Annotated in this window: 26 protein-coding genes; 6 read left to right on the top strand and 20 right to left on the bottom strand. The window is 43.4% G+C overall.

Going from position 1 to position 23,379, the window contains the following annotated elements:
* Nucleotides 1-79 precede the first annotated feature (79 nt).
* The gene (cobB, locus tag OJ16_RS07035) at nt 80-811 is read left to right on the top strand and encodes a Sir2 family NAD+-dependent deacetylase (protein WP_040988720.1); all 732 of its coding nucleotides are present in this window, start codon (nt 80-82) and stop codon (nt 809-811) included.
* A gap of 79 nt (nt 812-890) precedes the next feature.
* On the opposite strand, the gene OJ16_RS07040 is transcribed toward cobB, so the two are convergent.
* The 5 genes from OJ16_RS07040 to potA form a co-directional block, all read right to left on the bottom strand.
* Nucleotides 891-1,928, bottom strand: coding sequence for an extracellular solute-binding protein (locus OJ16_RS07040; protein WP_040988722.1), 1,038 nt, complete (start codon nt 1,926-1,928; stop codon nt 891-893).
* 176 nt (nt 1,929-2,104) lie between these two features.
* On the bottom strand, nt 2,105-3,139 hold the full coding sequence (locus tag OJ16_RS07045) for an extracellular solute-binding protein (RefSeq protein ID WP_040988723.1): 1,035 nt from the start codon (nt 3,137-3,139) through the stop codon (nt 2,105-2,107).
* Nucleotides 3,140-3,247: 108 nt separating this feature from the next.
* On the bottom strand, nt 3,248-4,018 hold the full coding sequence (gene potC / locus OJ16_RS07050; RefSeq protein WP_040988725.1) for a spermidine/putrescine ABC transporter permease PotC: 771 nt from the start codon (nt 4,016-4,018) through the stop codon (nt 3,248-3,250).
* The gene (gene potB, locus OJ16_RS07055; protein WP_173425008.1) at nt 4,018-4,875 is read right to left on the bottom strand and encodes a spermidine/putrescine ABC transporter permease PotB; all 858 of its coding nucleotides are present in this window, start codon (nt 4,873-4,875) and stop codon (nt 4,018-4,020) included. Before potB ends, potC begins: the two co-directional genes overlap by 1 nt.
* Nucleotides 4,859-5,989, bottom strand: a complete 1,131-nt coding sequence (gene potA, locus OJ16_RS07060) for a spermidine/putrescine ABC transporter ATP-binding protein PotA (protein ID WP_040988894.1) — start codon at nt 5,987-5,989, stop codon at nt 4,859-4,861. The genes potB and potA overlap by 17 nt, the downstream gene beginning before the upstream one ends.
* 428 nt (nt 5,990-6,417) lie before the next feature.
* Here potA and OJ16_RS07065 point away from each other — a divergent pair, with 428 nt between their 5' ends.
* From OJ16_RS07065 to OJ16_RS07075, 3 genes are read left to right on the top strand one after another with little or no spacing between them, the layout of a single operon-like run.
* Nucleotides 6,418-7,215 carry a DUF2189 domain-containing protein gene (locus OJ16_RS07065; RefSeq protein ID WP_040988729.1) on the top strand — a complete coding sequence of 266 codons (798 nt, stop codon included), beginning with the start codon at nt 6,418-6,420 and terminating at the stop codon, nt 7,213-7,215.
* On the top strand, nt 7,208-8,032 hold the full coding sequence (locus OJ16_RS07070; protein ID WP_052810310.1) for a glucosaminidase domain-containing protein: 825 nt from the start codon (nt 7,208-7,210) through the stop codon (nt 8,030-8,032). The genes OJ16_RS07065 and OJ16_RS07070 overlap by 8 nt, the downstream gene beginning before the upstream one ends.
* 2 nt (nt 8,033-8,034) lie before the next feature.
* Nucleotides 8,035-8,694: a DUF2987 domain-containing protein gene (locus OJ16_RS07075; protein WP_040988731.1), complete on the top strand. Its 660-nt coding sequence runs from the start codon at nt 8,035-8,037 to the stop codon at nt 8,692-8,694.
* Nucleotides 8,695-8,814: 120 nt separating this feature from the next.
* Here the strand turns inward: OJ16_RS07075 and ttcA are convergent, their stop codons facing one another.
* The 11 genes from ttcA to ccoN all read right to left on the bottom strand — a co-directional run bounded on the left by ttcA (nt 8,815) and on the right by ccoN (nt 18,887).
* Nucleotides 8,815-9,747, bottom strand: a complete 933-nt coding sequence (ttcA, locus tag OJ16_RS07080) for a tRNA 2-thiocytidine(32) synthetase TtcA (RefSeq protein WP_040988733.1) — start codon at nt 9,745-9,747, stop codon at nt 8,815-8,817.
* 169 nt (nt 9,748-9,916) lie between these two features.
* The gene (uspE, locus tag OJ16_RS07085) at nt 9,917-10,864 is read right to left on the bottom strand and encodes a universal stress protein UspE (RefSeq protein WP_040988735.1); all 948 of its coding nucleotides are present in this window, start codon (nt 10,862-10,864) and stop codon (nt 9,917-9,919) included.
* A gap of 152 nt (nt 10,865-11,016) precedes the next feature.
* The gene (locus OJ16_RS07090; RefSeq protein ID WP_040988737.1) at nt 11,017-11,763 is read right to left on the bottom strand and encodes an FNR family transcription factor; all 747 of its coding nucleotides are present in this window, start codon (nt 11,761-11,763) and stop codon (nt 11,017-11,019) included.
* Nucleotides 11,764-11,854: 91 nt separating this feature from the next.
* Complete coding sequence (locus OJ16_RS07095; RefSeq protein WP_040988739.1) at nt 11,855-12,526, bottom strand: sulfite exporter TauE/SafE family protein; 672 nt, start codon at nt 12,524-12,526, stop codon at nt 11,855-11,857.
* Nucleotides 12,523-12,684, bottom strand: a complete 162-nt coding sequence (gene ccoS, locus OJ16_RS07100; RefSeq protein ID WP_040988741.1) for a cbb3-type cytochrome oxidase assembly protein CcoS — start codon at nt 12,682-12,684, stop codon at nt 12,523-12,525. Before ccoS ends, OJ16_RS07095 begins: the two co-directional genes overlap by 4 nt.
* Before the next feature lie 2 nt (nt 12,685-12,686).
* Nucleotides 12,687-15,071 (bottom strand): heavy metal translocating P-type ATPase, encoded by a 2,385-nt coding sequence (locus tag OJ16_RS07105; RefSeq protein ID WP_040988743.1) that lies wholly within the window; start codon nt 15,069-15,071, stop codon nt 12,687-12,689.
* A gap of 6 nt (nt 15,072-15,077) precedes the next feature.
* Nucleotides 15,078-15,557: a FixH family protein gene (locus OJ16_RS07110; RefSeq protein WP_040988745.1), complete on the bottom strand. Its 480-nt coding sequence runs from the start codon at nt 15,555-15,557 to the stop codon at nt 15,078-15,080.
* Nucleotides 15,558-15,659: 102 nt separating this feature from the next.
* Nucleotides 15,660-16,643: a cytochrome-c oxidase, cbb3-type subunit III gene (ccoP, locus tag OJ16_RS07115; RefSeq protein WP_040988747.1), complete on the bottom strand. Its 984-nt coding sequence runs from the start codon at nt 16,641-16,643 to the stop codon at nt 15,660-15,662.
* Nucleotides 16,640-16,816: a cbb3-type cytochrome oxidase subunit 3 gene (locus OJ16_RS07120; RefSeq protein WP_040988749.1), complete on the bottom strand. Its 177-nt coding sequence runs from the start codon at nt 16,814-16,816 to the stop codon at nt 16,640-16,642. The genes ccoP and OJ16_RS07120 overlap by 4 nt, the downstream gene beginning before the upstream one ends.
* Nucleotides 16,817-16,826: 10 nt before the next feature.
* A complete protein-coding gene (ccoO, locus tag OJ16_RS07125) occupies nt 16,827-17,447 on the bottom strand; it encodes a cytochrome-c oxidase, cbb3-type subunit II (RefSeq protein WP_040988751.1) in 621 nt (206 codons plus the stop codon).
* A gap of 12 nt (nt 17,448-17,459) precedes the next feature.
* On the bottom strand, nt 17,460-18,887 hold the full coding sequence (gene ccoN / locus OJ16_RS07130) for a cytochrome-c oxidase, cbb3-type subunit I (RefSeq protein WP_040988753.1): 1,428 nt from the start codon (nt 18,885-18,887) through the stop codon (nt 17,460-17,462).
* 259 nt (nt 18,888-19,146) lie between these two features.
* Here ccoN and OJ16_RS07135 point away from each other — a divergent pair, with 259 nt between their 5' ends.
* A complete protein-coding gene (locus OJ16_RS07135; protein WP_040988756.1) occupies nt 19,147-19,482 on the top strand; it encodes a hypothetical protein in 336 nt (111 codons plus the stop codon).
* Between the two features lie 272 nt (nt 19,483-19,754).
* Here the strand turns inward: OJ16_RS07135 and OJ16_RS07140 are convergent, their stop codons facing one another.
* The 4 genes from OJ16_RS07140 to OJ16_RS07155 all read right to left on the bottom strand — a co-directional run bounded on the left by OJ16_RS07140 (nt 19,755) and on the right by OJ16_RS07155 (nt 22,194).
* A complete protein-coding gene (locus tag OJ16_RS07140) occupies nt 19,755-19,952 on the bottom strand; it encodes a hypothetical protein (protein WP_005592752.1) in 198 nt (65 codons plus the stop codon).
* Nucleotides 19,953-20,037: 85 nt separating this feature from the next.
* Nucleotides 20,038-20,718: a hypothetical protein gene (locus OJ16_RS07145; RefSeq protein WP_040988760.1), complete on the bottom strand. Its 681-nt coding sequence runs from the start codon at nt 20,716-20,718 to the stop codon at nt 20,038-20,040.
* A gap of 26 nt (nt 20,719-20,744) precedes the next feature.
* Complete coding sequence (locus OJ16_RS07150; RefSeq protein WP_005592749.1) at nt 20,745-21,029, bottom strand: single-stranded DNA-binding protein; 285 nt, start codon at nt 21,027-21,029, stop codon at nt 20,745-20,747.
* A gap of 25 nt (nt 21,030-21,054) precedes the next feature.
* Nucleotides 21,055-22,194, bottom strand: a complete 1,140-nt coding sequence (locus tag OJ16_RS07155) for a phage/plasmid replication protein, II/X family (protein ID WP_040988762.1) — start codon at nt 22,192-22,194, stop codon at nt 21,055-21,057.
* A gap of 109 nt (nt 22,195-22,303) precedes the next feature.
* Here OJ16_RS07155 and OJ16_RS07160 point away from each other — a divergent pair, with 109 nt between their 5' ends.
* Nucleotides 22,304-22,810: a helix-turn-helix transcriptional regulator gene (locus tag OJ16_RS07160; protein WP_040986277.1), complete on the top strand. Its 507-nt coding sequence runs from the start codon at nt 22,304-22,306 to the stop codon at nt 22,808-22,810.
* The last annotated feature ends 569 nt before the right edge of the window (nt 22,811-23,379 follow it).

Consider the following 23,379-nt stretch of genomic DNA (forward strand, 5'->3'; position numbering starts at 1 on the left):
CATGGTCTAATCCATATAGCTACTGTTGTTATTGTTTCAGTGTTAAGCTTATTTAAGAGCGAAAGAACAAGGATAAGTTATGGATTTCCCCTATAGAAACATTGTCATATTAACGGGTGCAGGTATTTCGGCAGAGTCAGGTATTCAAACATTTCGTGCCCAAGATGGGCTTTGGGAAAACCACCGAATTGAAGACGTCGCAACACCTGAAGGTTTTGAACGCGATCCGGATTTAGTGCAAGATTTCTATAATCAGCGCCGTAACAAGTTGCAGGACGAAGCCATCAAACCGAATGCGGCACATAACGCTTTAGGGCGATTAGAACAATCGCTCGATGGCCATGTCACCATCATCACACAAAATATTGATAACCTTCACGAACGAGGAGGGAGTCAGAATATCATTCATATGCATGGTGAATTACTCAAAGCGCGCTGCAGTGAATCCAACCAAGTCGTTGAACATGACCATAATATTGAGACGGGTGATCTCTGCCATTGCTGTCAGATCCCTTCACAAATGCGTCCTCACATTGTGTGGTTTGGTGAAATGCCATTGAGAATGGGCGACATCTATGCGGCGATCGAGAAGGCCGATTTGTTTATTTCGATTGGTACTTCTGGGGTGGTGTACCCAGCGGCTGGTTTTGTTCATGATGCGCGTATGCATGGCGCGCACACGATAGAAATAAACTTAGAGCCAAGCGCGGTTGAAAGTGAGTTTGAAGAAAAGCGTTATGGTAAAGCGAGTGTTGAAGTGCCGCGATTAGTAGACGAAATTTTGGCGATGGCGGATGCGAAAAGCGCATAACGATAGGGTTTGTTGCAGGTAAAATAAAAGCGGCTTACAAAGCCGCTTTTATTTTTATAATCCATTTAACGAAAGTGAATTAGTTATTTACTTTCAGTTTTTGGAAATATTCTTCATACAATGCGCTGGCTTCACCAACTTCGTCTTGCCATGTGCCGCTATCCATCACTTCTTGTGGTGGGAAGATGCTCGTATCGTTGGCAAACTCTTTAGGCAGAAGTTTATGCGCAGTTTTCACTGGAGTAGGGTAGCCAATCTCTAGTGCAATTTTTGCTGCATTTTCTGGACGCAGTAGGAAGTCGATCATCGCATGCGCAGCGTCGGTATTTTTTGCACCAGCAGGAATTGCAAGGCTATCCATCCAGAAGACGGTTCCTTTTTCTGGCCAAATAATATCAATTTTGCCGCCTTCTTGGCGTGCCATGTAAGCAGAACCATTCCAAAGCATGCCCAGTGAAACTTCACCCGCTAAGTAAGGGTTTGCAGGGAAATCAGAGTTAAAAACCAATACGTTTGGCATCAGTTTTCTTAGCTCTTCATAAGCCGCTTTGATTTCATCTGGGTTAGTCGTGTTAGGAGAATAACCTAGTTTGGTCAATGCGATGTGGAACACTTCGCGTGAATCGTCCATCAGCATAAGCTGACCTTCCCACTTGCTATCCCAAAAATCATCCCACTTAGTCACAGATGATGCGCTCAACATATCAGTATTGATACCGATACCCGTTGCGCCCCAAATGTAAGGGATAGAGAAATTGTTATTTGGGTCGAAAGGCTTGTTCAAGAAGTTTGTATCGAGATCAGCAAAGTGAGATAGCTTTGACTTGTCAATTTTTTGTAGCATGCCTTCTTTGCGCATTTTAGATACAAAATAAGTAGACGGTACTACCAAGTCGTAGCCAGCACCTTGAGTTTTCAGCTTCGCGTACATACTTTCGTTTGATTCGTACGTGGAGTAGATTACTTTGATACCAGTTTCTTTTGTAAAGTCTTCAAGAACTTCGTTTGGAATGTATTCAGACCAGTTGTAGAAGTAAAGTTCTTGGTCAGCAGCCATCGCTGAAGTGGCGATTAAGCTAGCTGCGCAAAGTGCGCCTGCATAGATTTTACTTTTCATTATATTTCCGTTTTATCCTACTAAATCAGCACATTATCAATCCAGATAACATCCTCTGAGTAGTATTGAGTACAAAAAGTTGTTTGTTTGCTATAGGAAAAATAGCAGGCGTGATTATATCAGGGTCAAATAAAAATAGGCAGCGAATGCTGCCTATTTTATAGATTTACGACGACTTATTGACCAGCTTTAAGCTTAAGGAAGTAGTCTTCGTATTTCACAGTCAAATCACCCACAGAGTCTTGCCATTCTACGCGGTCAAGATCTTCTTGGGATGGGAACAGTGGAGCAACGTCTTGGAATTTATCGTTAGACGCTTTAACCGCTGTTAGGTAACCAGTGTCACCTGAAATTTGCTCTGCAATTTCTGGGCGAAGTAGGAAGTCGATCATCTTGTGAGCCGCTTCTACGTTTTTTGCACCAGAAGAAATTGCGAAGTTATCTACCCAACCAATACCACCTTCTTTAGGGAATACAAGTTTAATTGGTAGACCTTCTTTTTGCGCTGCAGCAGCAGAACCGTTCCAAAGCATACCAACACCAACTTCGCCAGACATGTAAGGTGCGCCTGGGTTGTCAGAGTTAAATAGAAGAACGTTTGGCATTAGCTTACGAAGTTCTGCGTATGCTTCATCGATTTGTTTAGGATCAGTTGAGTTACCTGAGTAACCTAACTTGCGCAATGCAATGTGGAATACTTCACGAGTATCGTCCATTAGCATTACTTGACCTTCAAGCTCAGGGTTCCATAGATCCGCCCAGCTTTGGAAGTCATTTGGATCGTACATGTCGGTGTTTACCGCAAGACCCGTGATCGCTACAACGTGTGGGATAGAGTAGTCGTTGTTTGGATCAAAAGGCTTATCTAGGTAGTTTGTATCTAGATTTTTGAAGTTCGTCAGTTTTGACTTATCAACCTTTTGTAACATACCTTCATCACGCATTTTCGCAACGAAATACGTCGAAGGAACAACGAGGTCGTAACCTTGGTTATGGGTTTTTAGCTTCGCGTACAAAGTTTCATTTGACTCATAAGTTGAGTAAATTACTTTGATGCCAGTTTCTTCGGTAAACTGCTCTAGGATATTACTGTTAATGTAAGGCCCCCAGTTCATAAATACCAATTCTTTGTTTTCATCCGCTGCAACTGAACCAGAGAACAGTGAAAGCGCACATGCACTACCAGCTAATAAAGTAGCCCATTTTTTCATCGACGTTAGTCTCCAAACCAAACGTTGCTCGTTTATACCGAGCGTCTATATAAAAACAGAATGGCTTTCTTTACTTTAGCCATTCTGTTTCGTGAAAAGTCAGTGTTGTTATTTTACTTTTTCTCTTGCCAGCAACTGTGAAGTGACGACAAGGGCTAAAGAAACAATCAACATGACTGTAGCTAGGGCATTCACCTCTGGAGAGATGCCCACTTTCACCATTGAATAAATTTTCAGCGGTAAAATTTCATATGTTGGACCAGTTACAAATGAACTGATGATTACGTCATCAAGAGACAGCGTAAAGCTTAGCAACCAACCAGCAGCTACCGCTGGTTTTGCAAGGGGTAGGATAATTTGTTTCAAAATAACCCATTCACTTGCACCTAAATCTTTTGCCGCTTCCAACATTTTCACATCGAAACCGTTAAGACGGCTGTAAACCGTGACCACCACAAACGGCAGACAGAATGTAATGTGTGCCACAAGCAGGGTTAGGAAGCCAAGTTGCGCGCCCATTACGAGGAATAGCGCCAGCAGCGAGATTGCCATCACGATGTCAGGAGACATCATTACAACAAAAAGCATACCGTTCACTAAGCCTTTACCCTTGAAAGAGTAACGGAATAGGGCAACTGCCGTTAAGCTACCGATAATTGTAGCAGCTGTGGCTGAAAACACCGCAACGTTTAAAGAGTGCCAAGCGGCCTGCATCAAACTGTCGTTGCTGATCAAGGTTTCGTACCACTTTGTGGTAAATCCACCCCATTTCATACCAAAACGGTTCGCGTTAAATGAGTTAACGATCAATACAATGATTGGCAGATATAAAAACGCATAGACCAGCGCCATAAAGCTAAATCTAACTGTACGTCCCATTAGTCTAGCTCCACTTTCTTATTCAACAACTTGCCTGCTCGGTAGTAGGCATAAAGCATAACCGCCATCGCGACCGTCAGTGCAATACTGGTTGCCGCACCAAACGGCCAATCACGAGCGTTCAATACTTGGCTCTTAATCACGTTACCAATCAACAAGTTCTTCGCACCGCCTAAAAGGTCAGAGATGTAGAACATGCCAAGGGCAGGGAGCAATACCAATAAACAGCCACCGATAATGCCAGGCATTGTGAGTGGAAGGATCACTCGAGTGATCGTTTGGAATTTATTTGCGCCTAAGTCTTTCGCCGCTTCTAGGTAAGTATTATCGAGTTTTTCGATTGCACTGTAGAGCGGTAGAATCATGAACGGTAGCAAAATGTAAACCAAACCAATCATTACAGCGGTTTCGGTATACATCAGTCGTAATGGCTTATCGATGATTTCCATCGCCATTAAAGACTTATTCAAGATCCCTTGTGTACCCAGTACGATTTTAAGGCCGTAGGTACGAATCAGTGAGTTTGTCCAAAATGGTACGATAACCAAGAACAACATGAACGGACGCCACTTATGCGGCATCTTTGCAACGATGTAAGCGAATGGATAACCAATCACCAAACAAATTAATGTCGCGACAATCGCCATGTAGAAAGAGTGCATTAGCACTTTTGCATACAATGGATCAACTAAACGAATGTAGTTGTCCAGCGTAAACGTCATCTCGATTAGGTTAGCTTCATCACGCGTTAGGAAACTGGTACCAATGATCATTAGGTTAGGGATTAGCACGAACAGTGCTAACCACGTAACAATCAGGGTGATGATCGCATTTTGAAGATTAAATTTCTTGCTCATCATTTAGTACCACCTCCCAGCTTTCAACCCAGGTAATTGCCACCTTTTGACCTAGCGAGTGATCAACATCAGGATCATCTTCATTGAAGAATTCGCTTACCATTACACGCATGCCAGATTCAAGTTCAATCACTGAATCTAGAGTCATACCTTTATAGGTACGTTCTGTAACGTAACCGACAATGCCTTTCTGTTCAGATTCTTTGATTTCTTCGATACGAAGATCTTCTGGACGAAGGAGCACTTGCAGTTTGTCACCAGCGTTTGCTTCTTTTTCGTAGTAAACCACCGATTCAACACCTTCGATTTCAGCGCGGATACGCTTGTCATCAAGACGCTCTAGCATCGTAGTGTTGAATACGTTGATCTCACCGATAAAGCGCGCAACGAATAGGTTTTTTGGCTCTTCGTAGATTTCACGAGGAGAACCGTCTTGTTCGATCACACCATCACGCATCACAATGATACGGTCAGACATCGACAACGCTTCTTCTTGATCGTGAGTAACGAAAATGAAGGTAATACCCAGCTGACGCTGTAGCTGCTTAAGCTCGATCTGCATCTGTTTACGTAGTTTGTAATCCAGCGCAGATAGCGATTCGTCAAGAAGCAGTACTTTAGGTTTGTTGACAACGGCACGAGCAATCGCGATGCGTTGTTGTTGGCCACCAGAAAGTTGGTGCGGTTTACGCTGTGCCATTTTTTCTAGGCGAACCATACGTAATGCATCCATTACGCGAGGATCAATCTCCGCGCTAGGCACTTTCTGCATGCGTAGACCAAACGCCACGTTCTCATATACCGTCATATGAGGAAATAGGGCATAACTCTGGAATACTGTATTGACGTGTCTCTGCTCAGCAGGAACTTCAGTAACGTTCTGACCATCTAAAATAATGCTGCCATTATCCGCGGTTTCAAAACCGGCGATCATCCTAAGAACGGTGGTTTTACCACAACCTGATGGACCAAGAATTGTTAGAAATTCGCCATGGTTCACATCAAGGTTAAGATTACCGATGATCTCCTTACCATCGAAACTCTTACTAATGCCAGTTAAACGGATAACTGGTTGCTCTGCTGTTTGTTTGTTCAACGTCTGTTTTTCTCCCACATCGGCCATTTTTAACTCAATTCCGTCAATGACCTGTAGTTACACAAATAGAGCCGCGCATGATAATCACCAATAGTGTGAAATCAAAGCATTTTCTTGCCTAAGTCGCGAAAAATTTTTACAGGTAAAAATAAACATTATTTACCATACTGTTTTTATGCGAATTGCTTATTTATCGCATTTTATCTCGTAAGACTCGATTGATGGTAAATACAGCACCATTTTCAAGTTTGCGGGTTAATTATCAGCCAAATAGACAAGAAAGCAAGAGTTGAAGGCAGATTCGATGTGTGACGCGAGACTGCTTTAAGTATAATGGTGTCTACCGCAATTATTGGTTACAGCGTTCTATTTGCGTCATGAATGATGTTTGCGGTACTTTGCTCAACCATCGTCAGCTTATCTAACGAAAAATACCGGATTAAACAATGAACAATGATATTGAGAAAGACTTTAACTTGGGCGGAAGCGTTGACCGCGCTATCACCGGCCAATACGACTTGAAAGCCGGGGAAGTATTTCGCGAAGCTTGGGGCTGCACGGTAAACAACTTTTTATCGTTCTCGCCAGCGATCATCGCCTTAATGTTTGTCCAATTGGGCATTTTTTATATCGCATTGAAACTGCAACTCGGCGACCCATCGATTTTGTTTGATGCGATTACGGATCCTTCAGTGTTTAGCCCTGACTTGGCACAGGCGCTGTTTATTGCAAACTTTAGTTATGAAGTGATCAGTGCGCCGATTTATGCGGGCATCAGTTTGATGGCAATGAGCCACTCTGCAGGACTGAGCACCAAATCTCGACACATAGGAAAAGGGTTACAATTTACGATCCCAGTGATTCTCGCAACGTTATTCAGTTTAATGCTGCAAGGGGTCGCGAGTATGATTTTACCGTTTGTCTCTTTTTATATTTCTCTTGCGTTTAGCAATTCTATTTTGTTGATATGTGAAAAGAAAATCCCACCAATGCAATCTTTGCTCTTGTCGCTACGCGCTGTGAATAAAAAGATTTTTGTCATTGCGGGTATCTATGCCATGTTGACGTTAATGTTTATTGCTGCCGCAATGTTCTACGGTATAGGGCTAATTTTCGTCTTGCCGTTTTTCTTCCATGTAAAAGGGATTCTCTACCGCAATATGTTTGGTATTAAGCTAAAGATTGTCGCGAGTGAGCGTCCAAAAGATGATGATGACAATAACTCACAGGTGTTTAATGCGTAAGTCAGTTTTTTTTGTATCGGCAATCGTGATCAGTGTTGCCGCTTTTGGTTTGTATAAGTTTCAATTTTCGCAGCAAGACGTACCACAAACATCCACCGACAATGTCACCTTTATTGGGGAAGCGGTGGGTGCAGCCCCTAACTTTGGGGCAATAGAAAATATCACGGTTAAGAAGCAGTCATTTTTTGATTATTTGAGACCAGGGATTGAACTTGAAAATCAACGTGTACAAAAGGAACGTGCGCGCTTATTGCGTATCGCCGGGCATTTTGCTGACGAAAAACTAACGGGCGAGGACAAAGACTACGCAGAGCGACTAGGACAGCTCTACAACGTTGAAGTTACCACCGACGGCATTACCAAAGATTGGCTCGACCAAATGCTACATCGCGTCAATGTTTTACCCGAAGCATTGGTGCTGACTCAAGCGGCAAATGAATCTGCGTGGGGCACGTCTCGCTTTGCAACTAAGGCGAATAATTATTTTGGTCAATGGTGTTATAGCAAAGGCTGTGGCATGGTTCCGTTACAGCGTAACGATGGCGCTTCTCATGAAGTCGCTAACTTCAAATCGGTTCAAGAATCGATTCATCGTTATTTTATGAACGTGAACCGCAATCGCGCCTACTATGACTTGCGAGAAATTCGTTTTGATCGTCAAGAACAAGCAAAGAGTTTGATCGACACTCAAGCGGCAATCGCATTGAGCAATGGATTATTGAAATACTCTGAGCGTGGTGAGGCATACGTCAAGGACTTACAGGCGATGATCCGTCACAATGATAAGTTCTGGACGGACTATAACGATCTCAAATAACGATGAACAAAGTAACCCTTACTCTCATTTCAGCAGCGCTTTTAAGCGCTGTTTCTTTACCTATCCAAGCTCAAGAATACATGTTTACCTATTCGAAGCTTTACTCCCACATGAAGCAAAATGCGGAGGAAGGTCATAACGATGTAAAGGTAGGGTTCTTCTTTCTCGATGCGGACTCTAAACAACTGTGCAAGATTGAAAAAGCCTGGATGGAAAAAGAAGAGCATTACGAAGACATTGCTATATCACCAGCGCAAGAAGTGATCGTGCCGCTCGACAGCCATTTACGTCAGGCGAATCCATTGGTTTTTGTCGATACACCACAAGACCAGCAATGTGACTTCTCGATGGTGGTGATGACAAAGGAACCGCTATCGGGCGAGGTCTCATACGCGCAGGTTGAATCACTGCTGCCGCAAATGCACACTATTTTGGAGAAGCTCGGCGGAATGTTTGCTCGCTGGTTTACACCCGAAGTAGAAGGTTTAACGTTGGAGTTTGCAAATCGTCTTAATTCAACCGTGCGGTTTTCTAACGGGCAAGAAAAAGAGATTGTCGATGGAAAGGTACAAATCACGTTAGAGGATATTGGGGCAGGCGGCACATTACACTTACCGCAAGAAACCTTACGCGTACTACCTTATCTGTCAAAAGCGAACTAATGCCGTTCAATATGGTTCTTGGAGAGCGAATTGAGTCGATATATTCCTAAGATAAACAACGTAAAAAGGGTCGCATAAGCGACCCTTTGTGTATTGGTATTCTAAAACGAATAGGTTGTGTTAGATGTTAGTTACATCAAGCTTTAGGCTTGGATCAAACTCTTGCACAGTATCTTCATCTGCAAAGTTCTGAGCGGGCATCTCTTCTTTATCGAAGCCAATGTCACCACCGTTGATCACACCTGAATCACGGTCAATCGATTTAAAATCAAATAGGTTGTAGTCAGCAAGGTGACTTGGTACCACGTTTTGCATTGCGCGGAACATTGACTCAATACGACCAGGGAAGCGTTTGTCCCAGTCATTCAGCATCAGTTTAATGTTTTGACGTTGCAAGTTTGGCTGAGAGCCACACAAGTTACATGGGATAATTGGGTAATCACGCATTTCTGAGTACTTGATGATGTCTTTTTCACGACAGTACGCTAATGGGCGAATAACAACGTGCTCGCCGTTGTCTGAAACCAACTTAGGTGGCATACCTTTAAGTTTGCCGCCATGGAACATGTTTAAAAACAGAGTTTCAAGAATATCGTCGCGATGATGGCCCAAGGCAATTTTGGTTGCGCCCAGTTCTTTCGCTGTGCGGTACAAAATACCACGACGTAAGCGAGAACATAGTGAACACGTGGTCTTGCCTTCAGGGATTTTATCCTGAACGATTGAGTAAGTATCTTCTTCTACAATCTTATACTCAACGCCTAGCGACTCTAAGTATTCAGGCAAAATGTGGCTTGGGAAACCAGGTTGCTTTTGATCGAGGTTTACCGCCACAAGCGAAAAAGAGATCGGTGCGCTTTTCTTCAGGCTCATCAGTATTTCCAACATAGTAAAGCTATCTTTACCGCCAGATAGACATACCATGATGCGGTCGCCTTCTTCAATCATATTGAAGTCTTGGATCGCTTGGCCAGTATTGCGGCGGATACGCTTTTGTAGTTTGTTGAAGTTATATTGTTGAGCTTTGGTGCGCTCTTGATTTTGCTCTGTCATTGGTTCGCAGTCTTTTCCGTATTCTTAACACAAAACGATACCGAATTTGGCCTCAATTGGGCTCAAAATAGTATGAAGGGCGTATGATACGGATAAATAGTCCAGATGCCAGTGCTAATCACCTTGCAGAAGAAAAAATCCCCTCGAAGCGTCGAGGGGATGAATGAAATTAACTTGCGGTGTTTGGATCAAGAGGGCTAATGTAACCTTCCGGTTTTAAAGCCAAAACATCACAGTTGATTTTATCGATAACATGTTCGGCCGTGTTGCCAATGAAGACGGCGGATAAGCCGGTTCTTCCTGTTGTACCAATAATCACCATCGCGGCGTTTAGATTTTTAGCTGATTCCGGAATGATATCTTCTGGAAGGCCTTGCTCAACAATGGTCTGTTCTTCGTCATAACCGTGCTTTTGTCGTAGCGCTTTCATTGCCGTTAAGTGGTGACCACGAACGGCATCGGTGTAAGTCGTTGGGTCAAACTCAGGCAATTCAATCGTAATGTTTGCAGGTGTCACAGGGTATGCGTTAATCAGATACGGTTTAGCGCCCAATCGTTCGGTTAAACATTTTAGTTGTTCGACCATCAAATCATTAAGCCCTAGATGGGTATCGTTTTCTGAACCGACATGAACAGAAGCGAGGATGCTCGCATCTGCAGGCCAATCAGCATTTTTCACTAATAGGATAGGAGCAGGGCATTTACGCAACAAATGCCAGTCGGTTGGCGTGAAAATGACGGATTCGAGTATATCGTGTTTACGAGTGCCTTTAATGACAATGTCATGCTCACCGGCAAAGACTTCGGCAATGATCGCTTCATAGGGACGATTATGCCAAACCACACGAACATCAAAGACAACCCCTTCATTGAGATAAGGTTCTGCCACACTCTGCATCCATTGTTCGCGTTGGTGAATCACACCACGACGCATCGCGTCACGCTCATCCATAGACAGCATGGAAGTCATATCGTAAGAAAAGTCGTAGATAGCGAGGAAAAAGGTCACATGGCTAGGTGAACGGCTTTTGGCTGCCAGTTGCATTGCTCTCGCGAGTGCAGGTTGATCATCGCTATTCACATTGGCAACGACGAGGATATTATTATAGATACTCATAGCAAACTCCTTGGAGAAAAAGAGACTTAACCCTAAGTCACTTGGTCCGATAAGATTACTTTAGCGCAGTTCGATGGGAATTATTAGGAAAAACGTAGAGGATATATGAATTATATGATGTAGCTCATTTTCGAGCTACATCATTGAAGTTGTTACGATTCTTTTGAAACGCCAGCCAACTGCATTAACGCATCATGGTCTAAAATAGTGATGTATTTGCCTTTTACACTCAGAATTTCAGACTTTTGAAAGCGGCCAAGTAGGCGGCTAATTGTTTCAACCGTTAAGCCAAGATAATTACCGATATCACCACGTGTCATGGTCAGACGGAATTCACGAGGGCTAAAACCACGTTGTGAGAAACGAGTTGAAAGGTTGTAAAGGAAAGCCGCTAAGCGTTCTTCAGCATTCTTTTTCGAAAGCAGAAGGATCATTTCCTGATCGCCTTTAATTTCACTACTCATTAAACGCATGATTTGTTGGCGTAGTTTTGGCATTTTACCTGAAAGGTCATCCAGAATTTCATATGGTATTTCGCAGACCATCGACGTTTCTAGCGCTTGCGCAAAACTTGGGTGACTATCATCGGTTATCGCATCAAAGCCCACGAGATCACCTGCGAGGTGGAAGGCTGTAATTTGCTCGTCACCTTGCTCTGTAATGGTATAGCTTTTAATAGTTCCTGAACGAATCGCGTAAAGTGACTTCAATTCATCACCCGCTTTAAATAGCTCTTGGCTCTTTTGAATTGGCTTCTTACGTTCAATGATTTGATCCAGTTGATCCAACTCAGATTCATTTAGCGTAAATGGGATGCATAGCTGACTAATGCTGCAATCTTGACAGTGGATAGCACAGCCACCGGATTGAATGCGTTTTGCAGGCTTTTCAGAAATCATAACAACCTTTCACTATTTGATATACATCAATATTTTATCACCCCTAAAGCATAAAAGGTAGTGAAAAAAGATGCTTAAAAACAGTAATCTATCAACTGATTATGATTAAATGTATTGAACTGTATGCAGAATAAACACCATAACTTAAGATTGCTGTCGCGCCGATGTTTCTAAAAACCGAAGATTGTTGCAGTTTATGTAAATGTGCTGAGCCATAACCCACCATTAGCATTGAGGGTAAAGTACCCAGCCCAAACGCCATCATGATCATCGCACCATTGAAACTGCTGCCTGACACGACTGCCCACGTTAATGTGGAGTAAACCAATCCACACGGCAGCCATCCCCAAATAAAACCAAATAGGCTTGCTTGGTAGGGGCTGGTAATGGGTAACAGCTTTTTACCTGCCGGCGATATATGGCGCCAAATGGATTGCCCAAGCTTCTCAATGTGAAGTAAACCTTGCCACCAACGACCAATATAACAAGCGAGTACAATCATAAATACTGCAGCGATGAGTCTTAGCCAGGCAAAGCTGTAGCTCAGATTGGCTATATCAGCGATGCTTGATACCGCGCCACCAATAACACCACCGAAAAAACTGTAACTGACGATACGGCCAATATTGTAATAAATCGGTATCGATTTAGAGGGGCGATCTTGACCAAGCGAGAGAAGTGATGCAATTCCGCCACACATTCCAACGCAGTGACCCGAACCAACCAGCCCAATAAAAAATGCCGCGGCGATATCTGCATTCATTTTTTGGGTTTGTCCTTGTGTTCTTCATCAAAAAGAATGTTGTGGCCTTGGCGTTCTAGGTCTTCGAATTGCTCATTTTTGACCGCCCAAAGAAAAATGGCGACGGCGACACAAACCAACACAATCGCGATAGGAATTAATATGTAAAGGCTTTCCATGGCTATTTACCTTGTTCTTTCAATAATCGCAGTGAGTTGGAGACAACAATGATAGAACTGGCCGACATGCCAACAACAGCAAAATAGGGCGCCACCAGTCCTGAAACAGCTAAAGGCAAGATCAATAGATTATATCCCAACGACCAGGCTAAATTCTCAGCAATGATACGACGGGTCTTTAGGGCCAATTCTCGCGCTTGTAAAATTCGATCGAGCCTATCGCCTAGCAGCACCATATCCGCCGACGCCTTAGCAACATCGGTTCCTCCGCCCATCGCAATAGATAAATGAGCCCCAGCTAAAGTTGGCGCATCATTGACGCCATCTCCGATCATCATGGTCACGCCATCTTCTCGGCACGACTGCAAATAAGCCAACTTATCTTGCGGTTTTGCTTCCGAGATAACCGTATCAATACCGATTTTATCGGCAACAAGCTTGGCATTTTGGCGAGAATCGCCAGTCAGTAACGTTACCTTAATACCTGACGATCTAAATTGCTCTACAAAGTTTACGGCTTCTTGACGGATAGGATCTTGATAATAAAAGGTTGCGATGTGTTCATCACCTAATGTGAGATAGATTGCATTGGGCTCAGGATTGGGTTTGCCATCAGTGTGTGTCGATAGTGCAAATTCGGCATTGCCAATTTTGATCGCTTTGTTTTGATAGACCCCTTGAACGCCGGAACCAATGATATTTTCGATCGCTTCAATATCAATGGTCGAATCAAGATAAGGTCGAAACGCGCGTGCCAGAGGGTGGTTGGCGTGAGCCTCTAGGGCTGCGGCTAAGGCAAGGGCGGTTTGTTTTGAGTACTGACCAAATAGACGAATATCGTTAATCTCAATATCACCATGCGTTAAGGTGCCGGTTTTATCGATGATAAGATGATTGACCTTACATAACGTTTCAAAGACGTGTCCCTTACGGAGCAAGATACCAAGATTCCCCATACGCGAAGTGGCACAGGTTAACGCGGTGGGTGTTGCCAGAGAAAGCGCGCAAGGGCAGGTTGCAACCAGCACTGCAAGCATGATCCAAAAGGCATCATCGGGTTGATGCTTTTGCCAATAAAACCACGTGCCAGCCGCGATAATTAGCAAAATACCGACAAAATAACGCGCAACGACATCGGCAATCTCAGCAATCTTTGGCTTGGATAATTGCGCCTCATCTTGCAAGCGGACAATATTTGATATCATCGAATCGGCTTTGCTTGAGCTCACTTCAAGAACGAATGCTTCTTCACCATTCAATGTGCCTGCATAGACACTATCGCCGATGACTTTCACCACCGGAACGGATTCACCCGTTAACATCGATTCATCAATATGGACTCGACCTTGCGTGATTACGCCATCAGCAGGAACATGCTCACCGGGTAAAACACGAATTTTATCGCCCACTTGCAACGATTTTACTGGCGTTTGTTCTCCCTCGATTGTGGTGGCCATCGCAGGGATAAGCTTGAGTAAATTGCCACTTGCGGCGGCGGCTTTTCGTCTCGCTCGCATTTCTAAAAAACGACCGACGAGCAAGAAAAAAGCAAACATTGAAATGGATTCAAAAAACACTTCGCCTTGTTCAGTCACCGTGGCAATTAAACTGGCGACATACGCAAAAATCATCGCAATTGAAACGGGAACATCCATTCCAAGCGTTTTACTGCGGATGCTTCGCCATGCATTCATGTAAAAAGGCAATGCGGAATAGAGCATGACTGGCGTGGCAAAGATCAAACTAACCCAACGGAAATAGTTTTTAAATTCAGGGTCGAGATCGCCAAAGACTTCAAGATAGAGCACAACAGCAAGCATCATGACTTGCATCGTCGCAAGGCCAGCAATCCCTAAGCGATAAAGATACTGCTTCATCATCTGGTGATAAGCCGCTTCTTGTTGATCGGCCTCGAAAGGCGCGGCTTTATAACCCAGTTTATGAATGGCGGAAAGTAGCGTACTCAGTTGTGTTTGAGTGTGATTCCAGATGAGTAGTGCACGGTTGGTTGTCGTGTTGACTCGGATCTGCACGACGCCAGCAGTGTGAGAAAGCTGTTTTTCAATTAACCACGCGCATGCGGCGCAAGAGATACCATCTAGTGACAACGTCACTTCTGATTGCTGATCACTTTTGCGAACAAACTCATTTTGCACTTCTTGGTTATCGTAATGAATGAGCGCTTGCAGTTGTTCAGGGACGAGATTCGCCTTCTCTGCGGGTGCAGTGCGATATTGATAATACGAGACGAGGCCGCTCTCGATAATCGTTTGAGCAACCGTTTCACAACCGGGGCAGCACAGTTCGCGAACCTGCCCAAGGATTTCCACTTTAAAGTCCGTGTTGACTGGTACTTCTTCACCGCAGTGATAACACGATTGACACATAAATTATTATTTCATTAATTGTATTGATGTCGTCGAAGGGAACGTGACACGCCCTTGAACGAGCCATTGTTGATCGTGGGGCGTGAGCTCAATAAACCACGGCCCCTGTAACTTTTCATCTAATAAAATACGGTACTGCCCACTCGCATTCGCAGTAATCATCTGTTTAAAATCGCGGTCAGGGAGAGTGCGATGAGCGAACGTTGCTTGTAATGCTGGGTAGTGTTCAAGTTGGCCTTTGTTGAGCGTGATCTCGATGGTTTTATCAATGGATGCCACGCTGGCATTAATCGCTAATTCTTCTGCAACACTAATCTTGGAAAGATCGATGTTAATGCCTTTACCTTTTTTATAGTAATCCTCGGTGACGAGCGAAACCGAGTAATGCGATAAAATAACAATGCGGACAATGGACCAAATGATGACCGTAAGAGGGAGTAAAATCAGAAACCACGGCCAAAATTGTTTATACCAAGGAGTTACCATAAAAATTCTCACACCAATAAACAGGACGTTATAAAAAGGGGAAGGTAGCCCTCAAGTTGAGAGGGCTATTACGCTTGATTATATTACGGTTTTACTTGTGATTTATTGCTTACTGTCGCTATTTGATAAGCTCCAAACATACGCAGAGACAAGTTGAACTTTGTCTTCTCCAAGAATGTCTTTCCATGCGGGCATCACACCAGAGCGGCCATAAGTTATCGTTTCCGTTACGTCGGCGCGTGTCCCTCCGAACAACCAGTATTGGTCGGTCAGATCTGGCGCACCCAGTGTTGGGTTTCCTTTGCCATCGGTTCCATGACAAGCCGCACAAACGACAAATCGTGCTTTACCAGCTTCCGCTTCTTTAGCGTTAACAGAACGACCAGAAAGGCTTAATGTGTAACTCACCACTTCTTGAATGCCATCATCACCCAAGACATCTTGCCATGCAGCCATCATTCCTATACGACCATTCATCACGGTATTCACGATGGCATGAGGTTCACCTCCGTATAGCCATGCGCCGTCGGTAAGATTAGGAAATCCTTTTTGACCACGAGCATCTGAACCATGACACTGAGAGCAATTTTGAAGGAATAAACGTTGGCCAACTTTAACCGCTTCGGGATCACTCGCGATATCGGGTATGGATTTTAAGTTATCTGTCCCTTCGACATAAGCTAAACGACGAAACGCTTCACCGAAGTAAGCATCTGCGTCATCCAGTTCTTTGGCGTACTGATCAAGTTGCTTGTTCTCTTGTGCTTCTTTAATCAATTGTTTTGACTCTTCAACACTTTGAACTAACTGGTTGGAACTGGTCCAGCCGAGTAAACCTTTAAAGCTGCCTAAACCAGGGTAAAGAGCGAGGTATATAGCGGCAAAAACAAAGGTGCTGACAAAAAGGTAAGTCCACCATTTTGGCAGTGGGTTGTTGAGTTCACGAATACCGTCGTATTCATGCCCCATGTCGGCGCCTTCTTCGACGCCCATTTTATCTTTTAGGCACCAATAAAGTACCGCAGCACAGCCGATTAATGTTCCGACTGTAATGATGATGATCCAAAGGCTCCAAAATGTTGTCATTCTTTGGTTTCTCCTTGTCCTTTCCTTGGCGTTTGCTTTTCGTCAGCGAATACAAGGTTGGCGTCTTCTTCAAAGCGAGCTTTACGACTTTTGCCGAAAGCCCACCAAACCACACCCAAAAAACTCACAAAAAGAACGATGGTCCAAATACTGTGAATCGTACCAATATCCATAATCTGCTCCTTACTTCATCGCATGGCCAAGAGACTGAAGATAAGCAATGATGGCATCCATCTCTGTTTTTCCTTCAACATCTTTTGGTGCATTGGCGATTTGCTCATCGGTATAAGGAACACCAAACTGATTGCGGAACAGTTGAAGTTTCTTCTGTGTTAGTTCGCCATTGAGGCCGTTCTCTTCAAGCCAAGGGAAACCAGGCATATTCGACTGAGGTACTAGCTCACGCGGATCAATCAAGTGCACTCGATGCCATTCGTCAGAATATCGACCACCGACACGCGCGAGATCCGGCCCCGTACGTTTAGAGCCCCACAAAAATGGGTGCTCATAAACACTTTCACCGGCGACTGAATAGTGGCCATAACGTTCGGTTTCAGAGCGGAAAGGACGGATCATCTGGCTATGACAAACGTTACAACCTTCACGAATATAGACGTCACGACCTTCCATTTCTAACGCCGTATAAGCGCGTAAATTCTTAACCGGTTCCGTCGTTTGCTTTTGAAAGATGAGGGGGGTAATTTCAACCAACGCCCCCAAGCTAATCGCAAAGACAATCAAAATCGCCAGCAAGCCGACATTACGCTCTACAAGTTCGTGGCGATTCTTAGAATTATTGCTCATTCTTCAATCTCCTTATGCCGGTTGCGGAATAGCTTTCAAGCTATCATCAGGTGCGGTTACTGTCTTGTACGCGTTGTATGCCATGATGAACATGCCCGCTAAGAAGATAAAGCCGCCAATAAAGCGAACCGCATAGAATGGGTAGGATTCTTGAACCGATTCGATAAAGCTGTAGGTTAATGTGCCATCAGAGTTAACCGCACGCCACATAAGCCCTTGCATCACGCCAGAAATCCACATTGCAACGATATAAAGCACAGTTCCGATCGTCGCTAACCAAAAATGCACGTTGATTAAACCAACGGAGTACATGCGTTCTTGATTGAATAGGCGAGGGATCAAATGGTAAATCGAGCCTATCGATACCATTGCAACCCAACCTAAAGCACCAGAGTGTACGTGGCCAATCGTCCAATCGGTATAATGTGACAAGGCATTGACTGTCTTGATTGACATCATCGGTCCTTCAAACGTAGACATGCCGTAGAATGACAGCGAGACAATCAAGAAACGTAAAATTGGGTCATAGCGTAGTTTGTGCCATGCACCAGACAGCGTCATGATGCCGTTAATCATGCCGCCCCAAGATGGAGCAAACAGAACAAGAGACATCACCATGCCAAGGGATTGAGTCCAATCGGGTAAGGCAGTGTAGTGAAGGTGGTGTGGGCCAGCCCAAATATAAAGAGAGACTAACGCCCAAAAATGGACAATGGATAAGCGGTAAGAATAAACAGGGCGTTCAGCTTGTTTCGGCACAAAATAGTACATCATACCAAGGAAGCCGGCCGTTAAAAGAAAGCCAACCGCATTATGTCCATACCACCATTGAACCATCGCATCGACAGCTCCGGAATAAATCGAATACGATTTACCGGCACTGACTGGAATCGCCATGCTGTTCACTATATGCAAAACCGCAACCGTGATAATGAAGGCACCAAAGAACCAATTCGCGACATAAATATGCGAGGTATTACGTTTGACCAACGTACCAAAAAAGACAATCGCGTAAGATACCCATACGACAGCAATGGCGATATCAATCGGCCATTCAAGTTCTGCGTATTCTTTTCCTGAGGTGTAACCTAGTGGAAGCGTAATGGCCGCCGCCAAAATTATCGCTTGCCAACCCCAGAAGGTAAATGGGACGAGAGGCCCCCCGAATAGACGCGTTTGACAAGTACGCTGCACAACATAATAGGATGTTGCGAAAAGGGCGCTGGTACCAAACGCAAAAATTACCGCATTAGTATGCAGTGGACGTAAACGACTATACGTCAGCCACGGTGTATCAAAGTTTAACTGTGGCCATACTAATTGAGCGGCAATTAAAACCCCAACAGCCATGCCGACAATGCCCCAAAGGATAGTAACTAAGGTAAATTGACGAACGACAGTATAGTTGTAGGTTTGTTCAAGCTGCTTTTCCTGGCTCATATTTGCATGCTTCCAATTCTATTATTACTACACTTTACTTCCAACACGACTCGTGTCGTAATGCCACCCAAATCACTCAGAGAACCAAACTGCTTAAAGTGATTAAATAGTCTTTGCGATTTTTAACAAAAGTGGCATTTTCAGTGCCAAACTATACTGTAATTAACATTTCAATGATAGGGAAGTAACCTTACTCTCGGTCTGGATTTTGTTTTTTATTCTAAAACTTTGAAGCTTGTTACATGGAGAACATGCAAAAATGGCGGCACAAAAGCTTACTAAAGGGCGTTTTATTCAAATAATCATCATGTTAACGTTACTTGTTGTTGCGTTTTTTTGGCGTACTTACACCTATGACATGTCGAAAAAGGTCACCTGTGATTTGCAACAATCGTGTTCCTTTTATGTTAACGGCACAGAATTCATTGCCGCTAAAACGGCAGATAATATTGACATCGTGACCTCAAACAGCGATTGGGAAATTCAAACAGAAGCCGTAAACAGCAAAGCGAATAATAGTTGGCAAGTCCAATTGGTGAATATCAAAAGCAAAGAAAGCTATAAGCGAGAATTGATATTCTCAAATAAAGAATAAAATAGCTTTTATGATCTTAATAATCCGTTTATATCGTAAGATAATAAATGTGATTATTAAGTATTTTATGGTAAATAGAATTATGTTCAATGTGAACCAGCCCGCAAAGCTGGAGGGCACAGTGTTACGATGGAGACCTTAATAAATAGATAGTTCAAATTTAACATAAGATACATAATGCGCACTAAGGTGTCCGTTTATTTTGAGCCTTTTACTCCTAAATGTTACCACTCATTTTATGAATTAGAATTTGTAATTCTGGCCAATCACAATTAATAAAATTCCCATTCGTCCGATGAACCATGTTCGGCTTCATTAAGTTGAAATGAATCATCATTGATTAGCTCATGAGGTTCATTTCCTAGGAAGTCACTGATTGCACCTGCAACGTCCCACGAGTCTTTGCAAAAGTAAGCCTTCTTGATTGAAAGAAAATACAGCGTGCCTTCACACAAAATTACTTGATTCATAATGCGCTTGATCCTTCTTGTAGTTGATGGTTGTTACCATAATCATCAAGCCCAACTTGCCAAAAGTCATAGCAGCGTGGGCATATTAGACCGCCTTATAACCATGAGTTAAAGCCTGAGCTGTAACACCTGGTCTACGATTAAAATGCTGATCCAACGCACTGCATAACTGGTCAAGATGCATCGCCATCATTGGTGTTGATGGCACGTTCTTGTCGTAAAATATTACCACGGCGTCATCGACTTTATTTTTAGATGTTGGTGATTTACGTTGAAGAACTGATACACGTTTGACCATGTCATATGGTAATAAGCATCGAGGGATTGGTGGATTCACATCGTCACGAGTTGGCTTTTTAAGCTCTAAATACTTAGCGTAATACGCAATAGTAGCTTGGTTTCGATTCAATTTTTTAGCACAACCAGCAGCCCCTAAAAGCCAATAGTTGTCTCTTAAAAACTGTTCTTGTTTAATGGTCAATCTTTTACAACGCTGAATGTTTAGCTTGCGAATTTGACCATCAACAGCACATAAAGTGCGACCAAGTTCTTTGGCCGCAAATGCAGAGCTTTTACCTTGTCGAATAAGAACCGTAAGTAGTTCTGATTCCTTTTTAGACCAACTTTTTCGAGTGGTTTTTAACTTTGGTTTTTCGACAAGAGCAGTCGTTACCGCTTTATCTGAAACGCTTAGGCGGCGAAAAAGTAAATCAGCGAAAGAACAATCAGAATTAACATCTTGTGATACGAGTGAGCAATTATCCATATAACCCCCTAGCCTATATTGAACGTTTACAAATCAACTAATTCCAATGGCTCAATAAGCATTCCAAAGCGTTTTAGCTCAAGGCCACCAAAGTTATTAACAACAAAGCTAGAGCTGTGAACGGTATAAATTCCGGCGACATGTGCTGGTTGCCCTTCTTCAAGTGATAACTTCATTAGCGTTGGGAACTTGCCGCCTAGATAGGCGTAGGCTTCTTGTTCGTAGATGTTGCGATCTGGTTTGTCGTCCTTACCTTTGATTGTGCGTGTTGTAAATTTTTCATCTTCTGGGAATATTTCAATTTTTAACATGGTTATATCCTTAGTGTTTTTTCAATTAAGCGACTGCTCTAAATGGCAATACATTGGATTGGGCGACTTGAGGCATGTGATACCAGTCCGGAATCGGTAGCGGCTTAAGCTCGATAACCTCTGAACGTTTGAGTGTTGGACAAAGGCGACTAACATCGAATTGTTGGCCGATATCGATGCCAATTTTCCTTAAGCGGGCTTTGTGCTCGTAGAATTGCGATTGACTTAGCGTGTGACGTAAATCGGTGCCGTGCTGCCAAAGTGTGAAATAATTCATGGTGGTATTAGCTGCACGCACTGTTTCCACAACCCCTGCTTCTAGTAATTGCTCTGCGATTGATTGATGAATGTCTTTAGTAGCGTGTAGTGTCTTCATAGCGTCTTCCATCGTCGTTAGGTGCTTGTAAAAGTCTTGTTCCGTTACCATTCCGTAAAATTGCAAGTCGTGTCTTTTCAGTAGTTTTTGTCTGAGGCTGTTTTCTTCACGGACAACGCCGTGCTCTTCGCAGTAATCGATAAGAGTTTCTAAGTACTTAATATGATCTTGTGTTGTCTTGCTGCTGCGCTTGTATTTCTTAAGACGGAGTTGCATCTCAAATGCCTTGCAGTAGAGCTTGAGCATTTCCCATGCTGAGCCTTCACCCCAGTTACAAGTCATTCCATTAGGTTTGAGAATCGCTTCACGCCCTCGCCCCATAGCTACAGAAGACATGCCACGAATAAATGAAAGCTCATTTTCACGGTCAACCATGTGGTTACGTGTCCAGTCGATAAGAGTTATTTCCGCGCCATTGCCTATGAGTGACGATGACTTACCATCCGGAGTTTGACGGTGATAAGCACGAGTGTTTTTAGTGAATGGCGGCAGGTCGTATTTTGCGAGAATGTGGTTATAAATTGCGATGCAATCATCGAGAGAAGTTAAACCAAAAAGATTATCCATGCGTTGCCAGCGGGACGGATTGCCCTCGACGCGGATACGATTGCCATTACAGCGAATAGTGAGTTTGGTACTAAATGAACCTTCAAGAATTTTTTGGTTAACGCTGGGAGGAAGCTTTTCGCCAGTTTCCATATCAACACGCTCAATAACATGAGTGCCGACGAATGGAAGCCCACCGTCGGGATGATCTTGTTGAATGAAAAGTTGGTCAATAAAGAACACTGGGAAACCCTGTCAAATACATTTTCGTACACCTTAAAAGTACATGATAGTAAGTGTCAACAGTTTTGTGTATAAAGTAGGGGTTATAATTAAATAAAGGGATACCAAAGTGGATAATGACATGCTGCAAGATGTACTTAGAAAGGCGCGTACTGAGCTTGGTTTGAAACAGAATGAAGTCGCGGAAATGGTTGGAGTAACCCAACAAACGTATTTAAAATGGGAAAATGGGAAGTCTGAACCTAAGATAAGCCAAGCAGGAAAGCTAGCATCAGCTCTTAAGGTATCTGAAAAAGAACTATGCCAAGGTGAGTTTCACAAACAAAAAATGGATACGTTAGAATTTATTAGAAAAGTAGAAACCCTATTGCAACACGTACCGCAATCTGAGTTTTTAATTGGGATACAGGAATACATACATGATGAAGAGGGTTTTATCGACTTTCTACGTAATGCATCAGATTACCCTTTTGAGCTCTTCAATATTGAAAAAATCGACAATGCTAGGTACATGTTAGAAATGGTAGAAAGCGGAGCTTTTAAGTTTGAAGACCCACGTACTAAAGAAATGTTTATTGAACAACAACAGAAAATAATCGCAGAAAAATCGAAATAGAAAACTAGTTTAAATTCCGGTTGTCCGGAGTTAGTTCGGGTGTAACAGGAACCCGAACCGCTTCGCGGTGAAATCCGGCAGCCTAGGGCGTTCATTTTTGAGTGCCCTTTTCTTCGTTTAAGCTCGTTCTTTGTCGGCAAATCGTGGCTGCGGTGTGTGCACCGTTGCTCGGGACTCGCAGCATGCCCACACACCCCATCCATGCTAATGCCAAACAATGAATTGCGCTGACTAAAACAAAAAGCATCTTTGCAGGAAGGTGGTGTGTTTTTTCTTGAAGTGATTTGGACTACTGACCGCGCCAGTTTGGAATGTCGAGGAAATGGCCTTTTGTGGGTGGCTTGGTGCCTCGTTCGCGCACGCGCTCTCTTATCCCTACGGGTTTAGATACGACGCAATAGAAAGCAAATATGAGAACCATTCCAACAAGAAGCTGAACGCAAAAGAAAAAAATCATACATCTCAAAATTGAACATGGTAATATGACACTAGAAACGCAAAAAACACCATGTCGCTAGACATAGTGCATTTATTAGCATCACAAAGGAGAATTTCGCCCTTGTAATATA

The organism is Vibrio renipiscarius, assembly GCF_000827885.1.
In the GTDB taxonomy this organism is placed as follows: Bacteria; Pseudomonadota; Gammaproteobacteria; order Enterobacterales; family Vibrionaceae; genus Vibrio; species Vibrio renipiscarius.